This window comes from Streptomyces sp. NBC_00503, from assembly GCF_036346895.1.
GTDB lineage: Bacteria > Actinomycetota > Actinomycetes > Streptomycetales > Streptomycetaceae > Streptomyces.
This window is the reverse complement of record NZ_CP107855.1, coordinates 1,390,210-1,401,737: the sequence shown is the minus strand read 5'-3', so window position 1 is coordinate 1,401,737 and position 11,528 is coordinate 1,390,210. Positions and strand designations below refer to the sequence as shown.

Sequence of the window (11,528 nt, the reverse complement as noted above, 5' to 3'; positions counted from 1 at the left end):
GTGAGGGGGGCCGTGAGGGGGGTCGCCGAGGCGGTCGCGAGGGAGGTCGCGAGGGGGGTCGCGAAGGCGGTCGCGGGAAGGCGCCGCGCGCGGGCTGTCCGGATGCCGGGAGGGCTCCGCCGGATGGCGCAATGGAATCGCTCGAGAATGGCCGATGTGTGACCCAGGCCACATTGACTCACTCGCATGGCTGCCGATCACCCGTGGCACACTGGCTCTAGTACCAGTAGCAGCGCACTCCGGGGTCGGTGTAATTCCGAACCGGCGGTATAGTCCGCGACCCGTCCGCATCCAGCGGCCGGTTGACCAGGTGAAATTCCTGGACCGACGGTTAAAGTCCGGATGGGAGGCAGTGCGCGGCGGGCCAGTCACCGGTACGCCGCCGTCGGCGGTTCCATCGGCACATCCCTCGGGATGCGCGAGCGAAGGGACCGTGTTTTCGGCCTCGGCGTCCCCGCGTGTGCTAACCCGCTTCATCTGTCGTATCCCGACAGGCCCCGGAGTCCGTGCCCGATGAGGCAGGAGGACCCGGTGGCGACACACGCCGACGCGCAGGACAGCGGCACATCCGACAGCGATGCCCGCGACGGCCGTGCCTTCGAGGTGCGGGCCATGGCCCGGGCCATCGAGCTCGCCGCCCGCGGAACCGGCTCCACCAGCCCCAACCCGGTCGTCGGGTGCGTGATCACCGACGCCTCCGGCACCGTCGTGGGCGAAGGCTGGCACGAGCGGGCCGGCGGCCCGCACGCCGAGGTCCACGCCCTGCGCGCCGCAGGCCCCGCCGCCCGCGGCGGCACCGCCTACGTCACCCTCGAACCCTGCAACCACACCGGCCGTACGGGGCCCTGCGCGCAGGCGCTCATCGAGGCCGGCATCACCCGCGTCCTCTACGCCGTCCCCGACCCGAACCCGCAGGCCAGCGGCGGCGCCGACACCCTGCGCGCCGCCGGGATCACCGCCGCGGCCGGGCTGCTGCGCGCGGAGGCCGAGGAGGGCAACGCCCCCTGGCTGACCTCCGTACGGCTCGGGCGCCCGTACATCCTGTGGAAGTACGCCGCCACCCTCGACGGCCGCGTCGCCGCCGCCGACGGCACCAGCCGCTGGATCAGCTGCCCCGAATCCCGCGCCGACGTCCACCGGCTGCGCGCCGAGGCCGACGCCGTGGTCGTCGGCTCCGGCACGCTGCGCGCCGACGACCCGCACCTCGCGGTGCGCGGACCCGACGGCGTCACCCCCGGCGGCCAGCCGCTGCGGGTGGTCCTCGACACCCACGCCACCATCCGGCCCACCGCCCGGGTGCTGGACGACGCCGCCCCGACCCTGGTGGCCGTAGCCGAGGACGCCGATATTCGCCACCTGGCCGGAGTCGAGCTCGCCCGGCTCCCGTACGACAAGTACGGGATCTCCGTGGACGCCCTGCTCGGCGAACTCCACCGGCGCGGGGTCCGCTCCGTACTCCTCGAAGGCGGCCCGACCCTGGCCGGCGCCTTCGTCGCCGCGGGCGTGGTCGACAAGGTCGTCGGCTACCTCGCTCCTGTCCTCCTCGGCGCTGGCCCCAACGTCCTCGCCGATGCCGGCATCGGCACCCTCGCCGAAGCGCTCCGGCTCCGGATCACCGAGACCGTCCGCATCGGCACGGACATCCGTGTCACCGCCGTCCCGATGGTCCAGTCCGTCCCCACCGTCCTGACCTCCCACACCGCCCTCAAGGAGCACTGAGTGTTCACCGGAATCGTCGAAGAACTGGGCGAAGTCACCGCCGTCGAGGAACTCCCCGAGGCCTCCCGCTTCCGCCTGCGCGGCCCCGTGGTCACCGAGGGCGCCAAGCACGGCGACTCCATCGCCGTGAACGGCGTCTGCCTGACCGTCGTGGAGACCGCCGAAGGCGAGTTCACCGCCGACGTCATGCAGGAGACCCTCAACCGCTCCAGCCTCGGGGCGCTGGCCAAGGGCTCCCGGGTCAACCTGGAGCGCCCCATGGAGCTGGGCGGACGCCTCGGCGGCCACCTGGTCCAGGGCCACGTGGACGGCACCGGCGAGATCCTCTCCCGCACCCCCTCCGAGCACTGGGAACTGGTCAGGATCGCGCTCCCGGCGAACCTCTCCCGCTACGTCGTGGAGAAGGGCTCCATCACCGTCGACGGCGTCAGCCTCACCGTGGTCGAGGCCGCGGCCGACTGGTTCACCATCAGCCTCATCCCCACCACCCTCGCGCTGACCACCCTCGGCATCAAGGGGGCCGGCGACCCGGTCAACCTCGAGGTCGACGTCCTCGCCAAGTACGTGGAGCGCCTGCTCGCGGCCGGCGTGAACCCGCTGGCCGCCAACCCGTCGGCCACGGACGCGGCGACCGCCGAGGGGGAGTCGAAGTGAGCGCCCTGACCTGGCTCAACACCGAGGCCTTCGAGGTCTTCGGCCAGAAGGTCATCTGGTCCGACATGATCGGCAACCTGATCGGCCTGGGCGCCCTCGCCCTCGGCTGGCGCCGCTCCATATGGACCTGGCCCGCCCAGCTCCTGTCCGGCCTGATCCTCGTCGGCGCCTACGCCTCCGCGCACCTCGCGGGCGGAGTCGGCAAGCAGCTCCTCGTCATCGGCGTGGCCGTGTGGGGCTGGCGCGCCTGGCAGCTCGGCAAGCAGAAGGCCCAGGACGGCTCCATCGCCGTCCGCACCGCCACCTGGAAGGAGCGCGGGCTGCTGCTGGCCGGCGCCGCCGCCGGGACCCTGGCCGTCGGAGGCCTGTTCACGCTCGTCCCGAGCCTGTCGTGGAGCCCCTGGGCCGACGCCTACATCTTCGTCGGCACCATCGTCGCGATGGTCGCCCAGGCCCGCGGCCTGGTCGAGTTCTGGTTCGCCTGGCTCCTCGTCGACCTGGTCGGCGTCCCCCTCGCCTTCAACAGCGGACTGGCCTTCTCCGGCCTCGTCTACGTCGTGTACTTCGCCCTCGTCGTCTGGGGCGCCTACGACTGGTACCAGCGCTCGCGCACCACCCCCGCCCCGGCCCTGGAAGGAGCAACGGCATGACCTCCCTGAACCCCGTCCTGAAGCCCGTGCCCGACGCGAGCGACTCCGAGTCCTTCCGGCTCGACCCCGTCGAGCAGGCCATCCGCGACATCGCGGCCGGCCGCCCGGTCGTCGTCGTGGACGACGAGGACCGCGAGAACGAGGGCGACCTCGTCATCGCGGCCGAGAAGGCCACCCCCGAGATCGTCGCGTTCATGATGAGCGAGTGCCGCGGCCTGATCTGCGCCCCCATGGAGGGCCCCGAGCTGGACCGGCTCGACCTCCCGCAGATGGTCCACCACAACACCGAGTCCATGCAGACCGCCTTCACGGTCTCCGTGGACGCGAGCGCCGCGCACGGGGTCACCACCGGCATCTCGGCCGCCGACCGCGCCACCACCCTGAGGCTGCTGGCCGACGGAGTCTCGGGCCCCGGCGAGTTCGTCCGCCCCGGCCACGTCTTCCCGCTGCGCGCCAAGTCCGGCGGGGTCCTGGTCCGCAACGGCCACACCGAGGCCGCCGTCGACCTCGCCCGCCTCGCGGGGCTGCGCCCGGCCGGCGCCATCGTGGAGATCGCCGGCGAGGACGGCGTCATGCTGCGGCTGCCCGAGCTGATCCCCTTCGCCCGCAAGCACGGCCTGACGATCATCTCCATCGAGGACCTGATCGCCTACCGCCGCTCCGCGGAGCCGACCGTCCGCCGCGAGGCCGAGGTCAGCCTCCCGACCTCCTTCGGCCAGTTCACGGCCTACGGCTACCGCTCCACCGTCGACGGGGTCGAGCACGTCGCCCTCGTCCACGGCGAGATCGGCGACGGCGAAGAGGTCCTGGTCCGGATGCACTCCGAGTGCCTGACCGGGGACATCTTCCAGTCGCAGCGCTGCGACTGCGGCCCCCAGCTGCACGCCGCCATGGAGCGGGTCCAGGCCGCGGGACGCGGTGTGATCGTCTACCTGCGGGGCCACGAGGGCCGCGGCATCGGACTGCTGTCCAAGCTGCGCGCGTACGAGCTCCAGGAGCGCGGCCGCGACACCCTCGACGCCAACCTCGAGCTCGGCCTGCCCGCCGACGCCCGCGACTACGCGGCCGGCGCCCAGATGCTCGCCGACCTCGGCGTCCACAGCGTCCGGCTGCTGACCAACAACCCCGACAAGGCGGAAGCCCTGGTACGGGGCGGCATCAAGGTTTCCGACCGGGAGCCGATGCCCATGGAGGCGGGCGAGCACAACCTGCGCTACCTGCGCACCAAGCGGGACCGGATGGGCCACGACCTGCCCTGGCTGGACGCGGCCACCACCTCCGCCTGCGGCAACCAGTAACACCGACCAGACCGACCGACGTACAACTGACGCAACGAGGAGCAGAGCTGTGAGCGGCAAGGGCGCACCCGAACTGAGTGTGAAGAACTGCGGAGACCTGCGAGTCGCCGTGATCGCGGCCCAGTGGCACGAGAAGGTCATGGACGGCCTGGTGGACGGCGCCCTGCGGGCCCTGCACGAGCTGGGCATCGACGAGCCCACCCTGCTGCGCGTCCCCGGCAGCTTCGAGCTCCCGGTCGTGGCGAAGGTACTGGCCGGTCGCGGTTACGATGCCATCGTCGCCCTCGGCGTGGTCATCCGCGGCGGAACCCCGCACTTCGACTACGTGTGCCAGGGCGTCACCCAGGGCCTGGTACAGGTGTCGATCGACACCGGAGTCCCCGTCGGCTTCGGCGTACTGACCTGCGACAACGACGAGCAGGCGCTGGACCGCGCCGGCCTCGAGGGGTCGAACGAGGACAAGGGACACGAAGCGGTCACCGCCGCCGTCTCCACCGCCATGACGCTGCGGACCGTCAGCGAACCCTGGCGCTGATCGGTATCCACGCACCCCGTATTCTGAGGACCATCATGGCCAACGAACCTTCCAAGAGCTTCGAAGAGCTCTTCACCGAGCTCCAGCTCAAGGCCGCCAATGGCGACCCCAGCACCTCCCGTACCGCCGAGCTCGTGGGCAAGGGCGTCCATGCCATCGGCAAGAAGGTCGTCGAGGAGGCCGCCGAGGTCTGGATGGCCGCCGAGTACGAGAGCAAGGAAGCCGCCGCCGAGGAGATCTCCCAGCTGCTCTACCACGTCCAGGTGATGATGGTGGCGCGCGGAATCTCCCTCGACGACGTCTACGCGCACCTTTAGACCGCAGCAGGTCCGCGCGGGCCCCGGCACACGCTGCCGGGGCATCCGCGCGCCTCGCACACGTAACCAGCACACCCTTTCGCACCTACGCACCAAAGGAAGCCCCATGCTGCGCATCGCCGTCCCCAACAAGGGTTCTCTCTCCGGACCGGCGTCGGCGATGCTCCATGAGGCCGGCTACCGGATGCGCAAGGAGTCCAAGGAGCTCGTGGTCGTCGACCCCGACAACGAGGTGGAGTTCTTCTACCTCCGCCCCAAGGACATCGCGATCTACGTGTCCTCCGGCAAGCTGGACATCGGCATCACCGGCCGCGACCTGCTGCTCGACTCCGGCGCCAGCGCCGAGGAGATCCTGCCGCTGAACTTCGGCCGCTCGACCTTCCGCTACGCGACCATGCCCGGCACCGCGAAGGGCCCCGAGGACTTCCACGGGATGACCATCGCGACCTCGTACGAGGGAATCGTCGCCAAGCACCTCGCCGACAAGGGCATCGAAGCCTCCGTCGTCCACCTCGACGGCGCGGTCGAGACCGCCATCCAGCTCGGCGTCGCCCAGATCATCGCCGACGTGGTCGAGACCGGCACCAGCCTGCGCAACGCCGGCCTGGAGGTCATCGGCGAGCCGATCATGACCTCCGAGGCCGTGGTCATCCGCGGCAACGGCACCGACCCCGAGGACCCGCGCGCCCAGCAGTTCCTGCGCCGCCTCCAGGGCGTCCTGGTCGCCCGCAGCTACGTGATGATGGACTACGACTGCCGCGCCGAGCACCTGGAGCGCGCGGTCGCCCTCACCCCGGGCCTGGAGTCGCCGACCGTCTCCCCGCTGCACAACGAGGGCTGGGTCGCCGTCCGCGCGATGGTCCCCGCCAAGGAAGCCCAGCGGATCATGGACGACCTGTACGAGCTCGGCGCGCGCGCGATCCTCACCACCTCGATCCACGCCTGCCGCCTCTGAGGGCCGGGGCATCCGCCCCGCCCCGCCGTACCCCACTGGCACCACCCGAAGGCATCTGACGAACATGGCCGACGCCGCCCAGCCCGTACCGCCCACCCTGCCGGTCACCTTCCGGCCGACCCGCACCCGGGCCGTCCTGCTGGGCGTCGGCCTCGCCATGTTCGTCACCATCACGGCCATCGCACTGCTCCTCGACACCCTGCACCCGGGCGAGCGGATCAGCTTCGTCTTCACCGCCGTCCTGCTGTCCTCCGTCCTCGTCCTGCTCAGCCGCCCCAAGGTGGTCGCGGACGAAGGCGGGGTCACGGTCGTCAACCTCACCAACACCCGCCGCCTGGAGTGGGCGCAGATCGTGCGCGTCAACCTCCGCCCCGGCGACGCGTGGGTCTTCCTCGACCTCAGCGACGGCACCAGCCTGCCCGCCCTGGGCATCCAGCCGGGGGTCGCCAAGGCCCAGGCGATCGCCGACGCCCGCGCCCTGCGCGCCCTCGCCGACGCCCGCGGAACCGGTTCAAAGAACGACTGACCCCGCCCGACCTCGTCGCTGCGTCCCATTGCGGGGACGATCTCAGTGACTACCCTGGTACGGGGGCGCGACGGTGCGCCCTCCCACCGGCCCCGGAACCCCGCGGCCCGTGGACACCTGCAACTTGAGGAGTGACTCCCTCCAGCAATGGACGGATCGTCCGGTAGTACACGCGCCGCCCTCCCTCCGGAGGCGGCGGCATGACCATCCCGCTACTCCTGCTCGTGGCGGCATTCGCCCTGATCCTCGCCAACGGTTTCTTCGTGGCAGCCGAATTCGGCCTCGTCACGGTCGAGAGACCCGAGGCCGAACGCGCCGCCGCCGAAGGCGACCGCCGTGCCCGCACGGTCGTCAAAGCCCTGCGGGAGCTGTCCTTCCAGCTCTCCGGCACCCAACTCGGCATCACCATCACCTCCCTGGTCGTCGGCATGCTCGCCGAACCGGCCCTCGCCGCCCTGCTGGCCGGACCGCTCGAAGCGACCGGCCTCCCCAAGGGCGCCGTACCCGGCGTCGCCGTGGTCATCGGCATGCTGCTCGCCTCCGCCGTCCAGATGGTCGTCGGCGAGCTCGTCCCGAAGAACTGGGCGGTCTCCCGGCCGCTCCAGGTGGCCCGCTTCGTCGCCGGCCCGCAGCACGCCTTCTCCCGGGCCTTCCGGCCGGTCATCGCGGCCCTCAACGCCATCGCCAACCGGCTGGTCCGCGCCCTCGGCGTCGAGCCGACCGACGAGATGGCCTCCGCCCGCACCCCCGGCGAACTGGTCTCCCTGGTCCGCCATTCGGCCCAGGCCGGCGCCCTGGAACAGGACACCGCCGACCTCTTCGTACGGACCCTCTCGCTGGGCGAGCTCACGGCCCAGCTGGTCATGACCCCCCGGGTCAGGGTCAAGGCCCTCCAGCACACGGCCACCGCGGCCGACGTGCTCAACCTGACCCGCGCCACCGGCCTGTCCCGCTTCCCGGTCTACCGCGAGCGCATCGACGAGATCACCGGGGTCGTCCACCTCAAGGACGCCCTCGCCGTGCCCGAGTCCGACCGCGCCCGCACCAGCGTCAGCCGGATCTGCGTCGCCCCGCTGCTGGTGCCCGGCTCCCTGCCGGTGCAGCCGCTGCTGGAACGCCTGCGCAGCGAACAGCCCATGGCCGTGGTCGTCGACGAGTACGGCGGCACCGCCGGGGTGGTCACCCTGGAGGACATCGTGGAGGAGCTCGTCGGCGAGGTCCGCGACGAGCACGACCTCGCCGAGGACGCCGGCCCGGAACTGGCCGCCGTAGCCGCCGAGGACGGCCGCCCCTCCTGGGAGGCCGACGGCAGCTGCCGCGTACAGACCCTGCGCCGGATAGGCCTGGAGGTCCCCGAAGGCCCCTACGAGACCGTCGCCGGCCTCGTCGCCGACCTGCTCGGCCGCATCCCCGCCCCCGGGGACCGCGCCGAACTCCCCGGCTGGAAGCTCTCCGTCCGCCAGGTCGGCCGCTTCCGCGCCGAACGGGTCCGCCTCGTGCGCACCACCCCCCTGGGTGCGATTCCCGCCCCGGCCGAACTGCAGTCGGCGGGTGTCCGGTGACCGCGCTCCAACTCCTCTTCGCACTGCTCCTCGTCCTGGCCAACGGCTTCTTCGTCGGCGCCGAGTTCGCACTCGTCTCCGTCCGCCGCAGCCAGATCGAGCCCCTCGCGGCCGGCTCCAAGCGGGCCCGCCAGGTGCTCCACGGGCTGGAGAACCTGCCGCGCATGATGGCCGCCGCGCAGTTCGGCATCACCATGTGCTCGCTCACCCTCGGCGCGGTCGCCGAGCCCACCGTGGCCCGGCTGCTGGAGCCCGTCTTCCACGCCGCGCACGTGCCCGAAGGCCTGATCCACCCCCTCGGCTACGCGTTCGCGCTCGCCGCCGTGGTCTTCCTGCACCTGGTCATCGGCGAGATGGTCCCCAAGAACCTCGCGATGGCCGCACCCGAGAAGACCGCCCTGTGGTTCAGCCCCGGCCTGGTCGCCTTCGCCCGCGTCTGCGGGCCGGTCACCACCGGGCTGGGAGCCTGCGCCACGCTGGTCCTGAGGCTCTTCAAGGTGGAGCCCAAGGACGAGGTGGAGGCCGTCTACACCTCCGCGCAGCTGGGCCGGCTGCTCAAGGACTCCCGGCAGGCCGGGCTCCTGGAGCCGGTCGAACAGGAGCGCCTGGAGGACGCGCTGGAACTGGGCAGCCGCCCCGTCACCGACGTCCTCCTCGCCCGGGACCGCCTCGTCACCGTCGGCCCCTCCGTCACCCCGCGCCAGATCGAGCAGCTGACGGTCCGCACCGGGTACTCCCGGTTCCCCGTCCGCGCCGACACCGGTGCCTTCATGGGCTACCTGCACGTGAAGGACGTACTGGACCTGGAGGACCGGGAGCGGGCCGTGCCCCAGCGCGTCTGGCGCAGGATGACCACGGTCTGCTCCACGCTCCCGCTGGACGACGCCCTGACGGTCATGCGACGCGACGCCACCCACTTGGCGCAGGTCGCGGACCCGGCGGGCCGGGTGCTGGGCCTGGTCACCATGGAGGACGTCCTGGAGACCCTGGTCGGCGAGGTCCGCGACCCGGCCCACCGGGGGTACGCGCGCAGCGCGTAGCGCGTTTCGGCGGGGCTGGATCTGCCGCTGTGCGGCAGATCCAGCCCCGCCGGCGTTTGAGGCGCGGGGTCCGGGGCGGAGCCCCGGTTTCGGGAAGGGGCGGGGCGGGGAGCAGGCTCCGCGCAGCGGCTACAGCGGCGGCGGATCCGGCCGTTCCTGCGGCCCCCGGCCCGACAGGACCTCCCCGTAGGCCTGCATCAAATCCGCGAGCCGCAGCGTGGCGAGGTCGTCCCGGGTCGGATCACCCGCGAAGCCCGACAGCCGCAGATCCCGGTACGCGCAACTCTTCTCGTACAGCGTCCGCAGAAACCGCCCGTTCCCCAGCTCGTCGATCCAGCCCTGCTCCACCACGTGCCCGCTGATGCTCCGCAGCTCCTCCAGCGCCTCCGCGTCCCACCGGTCGCCGTTGGCGTCCGCAAGGACGCCGCCGATCGAGGTCAGCTCCAGCGGCCGGTAGCTCGGGAAGTCCACCCGGGTGGTGAACCGCGAGGACAGGCCCGGGTTGGTGGCCAGCAGCCGGTCCATCCCCGCCGGGTAGCCCGCGAGGATCACCACCAGGTGGTCGCGGTTGTCCTCCGCCCGCTTCAGCAGCACTTGCAGGGCCTCGTCGCCGTACGCGTCGCCCTTGCTGTAGCCGGAGTTGGAGAGGCTGTACGCCTCGTCCACGAACAGCACCCCGCCGATCGCCGAGTCGATCAGTTCGTTCGCCTTCACCGCGGTCTGGCCGAGGAACTCGCCGACCAGGTCCGCGCGCCCCGCCTCCACGAGGTGGTCGCCGCCGAGCAGGCCCAGCGCGTAGAAGACCCGGCCCAGGATCCGTGCCACCGTGGTCTTGCCCGTGCCGGAGGGTCCGGAGAAGACGAAGTGCCGCTTCGGCGGCTGTACGGGCAGGCCCTGGCCCGTCCGCAGCCTGGCCATGTGCAGCTGCGCGGAGAGCGCCTTCACCTGCCGTTTGACGGGCTCCAGGCCCACCATCCGCTCCAGCTCCGCGAGCGCCTCGGCCAGCGCCGCCGGATCCGCGGGCCCGGCCGGCAGCCCCGCCGGGCCCGGCTGGGACGGCAGCGCCACCTTGTGGCGCACGCCGCCGGGGCGGCCGGGGGCGGGAACGGCCGGAGCCCCCGGGCCGTGCCGGGGCTCCGGCGGCTCCAGCGGGTCCGCTTCCACCTGCCCGTCCGCCGCGATGTCCTGGACCGGGCCGCCGCCGCCCAGCGCCACCGCGGCGAAGTCCCCGCCCGACGGGGACGGGCCGTGCCCGGCGAGACCCTCGTAGCCCGAGACGCCCGCGTATCCGGCGAGGCCGTCGGCGTCCTCGCCGTCCTCGATCGCCGTGAGCCGGGCCGCCGTGTCCATGAACGCCGGGTCCACCCGGTGCACCGCCCGGTACAGCGGCAGCGCCGCCGCGCTGCGCCCGGTCCCCTCGTGGGCCCGCGCCAGCCAGTAGCGGAGCTCCTTGCGCTGCGGCTGCTCGCTGCGGCAGCGCATCAGCGAGGCCGACAGCAGCGGCTCCGCCTGCCCGTACATCTCCAGCCGGACCCGGGCCATCCCGCCGAACAGACCGGACTCGATGCCCAGCAGCGGATCGTCGACGAGGGAGTCGGTGTGCCGCACCAACTGCTCCCAGTCCTTGACGAGATAGGCCCGGCAGGCGTGCAGGAACCGGACCTGGGGATCGGTGTCCACGGGCGGCAGCGCGGCCAGGGCCTGGTCCAGTTCGGGCACGTGGCGGCCGTCCAGCCAGTGCGAGGCGTGGGCGAGCAGCAGGTCGCGCCGGCTCTCCAGCACCGGCTGGACCCACCAGCCCAGCCAGTACCAGGAGTTCAGGGTCCGCCGGTGGCGGGTCCGCTGTTCCCCGAAGCGGTCCCGGTGGGCGTACATGCGCAGTAACGCGTTGGTGGTGTCGACGCGGAGCGCGTGCAGGCCCAGCCAGGCGTCGGCCATCGCCGGATCGAGTCGTACGGCCGTCCGGAACTCCTCCTCGGCCTGCGGGTAGGCGCCCATCGTGCAGGCGTCCACTCCTCGCAGCCAGGCGAGTTCGGCCGGGGCGTGTGCGCTGCCCACCGCGGCGAAATCCATCACGTCCCCCACAAGCCTGCCCCCGTGGTGCGCAGCAACCCCCGCGACGCGCACGCGAGTTGGCCCTGCGCCGATGAAATCAGGGGTGCATCGTACCTGCGGTTACGCACCTTACCCAGGGTGCGTCGCAGACGGTTCGGGTGTGCGCCCACGGCGTAAATGGTGACGCAGGGTGAAGGATCTGCGGCGGTCCGACCCG

Annotated in this window: 11 protein-coding genes and 1 riboswitch; of the genes, 10 read left to right on the top strand and 1 reads right to left on the bottom strand. The window is 72.2% G+C overall.

From position 1 onward, the window contains the following. Window positions 1–230: 230 nt before the first annotated feature. Window positions 231–360, top strand: a riboswitch (FMN riboswitch). Between the two features lie 252 nt (window positions 361–612). The 10 genes from ribD (at window position 613) to OG490_RS06475 (ending at window position 9,256) form a co-directional block, all read left to right on the top strand. Beyond that, entirely contained in the window at window positions 613–1,719 is a 1,107-nt protein-coding gene (gene ribD / locus OG490_RS06520; protein WP_330300808.1) for a bifunctional diaminohydroxyphosphoribosylaminopyrimidine deaminase/5-amino-6-(5-phosphoribosylamino)uracil reductase RibD, read from the top strand. Next, window positions 1,720–2,373 carry a riboflavin synthase gene (locus OG490_RS06515; RefSeq protein WP_330295324.1) on the top strand — a complete coding sequence of 218 codons (654 nt, stop codon included), beginning with the start codon at window positions 1,720–1,722 and terminating at the stop codon, window positions 2,371–2,373. Continuing rightward, the gene (locus OG490_RS06510; RefSeq protein ID WP_330295323.1) at window positions 2,370–3,023 is read left to right on the top strand and encodes a nicotinamide mononucleotide transporter family protein; all 654 of its coding nucleotides are present in this window, start codon (window positions 2,370–2,372) and stop codon (window positions 3,021–3,023) included. The genes OG490_RS06515 and OG490_RS06510 overlap by 4 nt, the downstream gene beginning before the upstream one ends. Next, a complete protein-coding gene (locus OG490_RS06505) occupies window positions 3,020–4,321 on the top strand; it encodes a bifunctional 3,4-dihydroxy-2-butanone-4-phosphate synthase/GTP cyclohydrolase II (protein ID WP_330295322.1) in 1,302 nt (433 codons plus the stop codon). The genes OG490_RS06510 and OG490_RS06505 overlap by 4 nt, the downstream gene beginning before the upstream one ends. A gap of 49 nt (window positions 4,322–4,370) precedes the next feature. Continuing rightward, window positions 4,371–4,856 (top strand): 6,7-dimethyl-8-ribityllumazine synthase, encoded by a 486-nt coding sequence (ribH, locus tag OG490_RS06500; protein WP_007262951.1) that lies wholly within the window; start codon window positions 4,371–4,373, stop codon window positions 4,854–4,856. A gap of 35 nt (window positions 4,857–4,891) precedes the next feature. Further along, window positions 4,892–5,173 carry a phosphoribosyl-ATP diphosphatase gene (locus tag OG490_RS06495; protein WP_330295321.1) on the top strand — a complete coding sequence of 94 codons (282 nt, stop codon included), beginning with the start codon at window positions 4,892–4,894 and terminating at the stop codon, window positions 5,171–5,173. 106 nt (window positions 5,174–5,279) lie between these two features. Next, window positions 5,280–6,128, top strand: a complete 849-nt coding sequence (gene hisG, locus OG490_RS06490) for an ATP phosphoribosyltransferase (protein ID WP_330295320.1) — start codon at window positions 5,280–5,282, stop codon at window positions 6,126–6,128. A 64-nt stretch (window positions 6,129–6,192) separates the two neighbouring features. Then, a complete protein-coding gene (locus OG490_RS06485) occupies window positions 6,193–6,654 on the top strand; it encodes a PH domain-containing protein (protein WP_330295319.1) in 462 nt (153 codons plus the stop codon). 200 nt (window positions 6,655–6,854) lie between these two features. Then, complete coding sequence (locus OG490_RS06480) at window positions 6,855–8,216, top strand: hemolysin family protein (protein WP_330295318.1); 1,362 nt, start codon at window positions 6,855–6,857, stop codon at window positions 8,214–8,216. Next, entirely contained in the window at window positions 8,213–9,256 is a 1,044-nt protein-coding gene (locus OG490_RS06475) for a hemolysin family protein (RefSeq protein WP_330295317.1), read from the top strand. Before OG490_RS06480 ends, OG490_RS06475 begins: the two co-directional genes overlap by 4 nt. Window positions 9,257–9,385: 129 nt before the next feature. On the opposite strand, the gene OG490_RS06470 is transcribed toward OG490_RS06475, so the two are convergent. After that, window positions 9,386–11,329: an AAA family ATPase gene (locus OG490_RS06470; RefSeq protein WP_330300807.1), complete on the bottom strand. Its 1,944-nt coding sequence runs from the start codon at window positions 11,327–11,329 to the stop codon at window positions 9,386–9,388. Window positions 11,330–11,528: the final 199 nt, after the last annotated feature.

Bases quoted from the DNA above. Each gene is read 5' to 3' on its own strand.
- OG490_RS06480 (WP_330295318.1), top strand. From the start codon at position 6,855: ATGACCATCCCGCTACTCCTGCTCGTGGCGGCATTCGCCCTGATCCTC.
- OG490_RS06470 (WP_330300807.1), bottom strand. From the start codon at position 11,329: ATGGATTTCGCCGCGGTGGGCAGCGCACACGCCCCGGCCGAACTCGCC.
- hisG (WP_330295320.1), top strand. From the start codon at position 5,280: ATGCTGCGCATCGCCGTCCCCAACAAGGGTTCTCTCTCCGGACCGGCG.
- ribD (WP_330300808.1), top strand. From the start codon at position 613: ATGGCCCGGGCCATCGAGCTCGCCGCCCGCGGAACCGGCTCCACCAGC.
- OG490_RS06495 (WP_330295321.1), top strand. From the start codon at position 4,892: ATGGCCAACGAACCTTCCAAGAGCTTCGAAGAGCTCTTCACCGAGCTC.
- OG490_RS06485 (WP_330295319.1), top strand. From the start codon at position 6,193: ATGGCCGACGCCGCCCAGCCCGTACCGCCCACCCTGCCGGTCACCTTC.
- OG490_RS06505 (WP_330295322.1), top strand. From the start codon at position 3,020: ATGACCTCCCTGAACCCCGTCCTGAAGCCCGTGCCCGACGCGAGCGAC.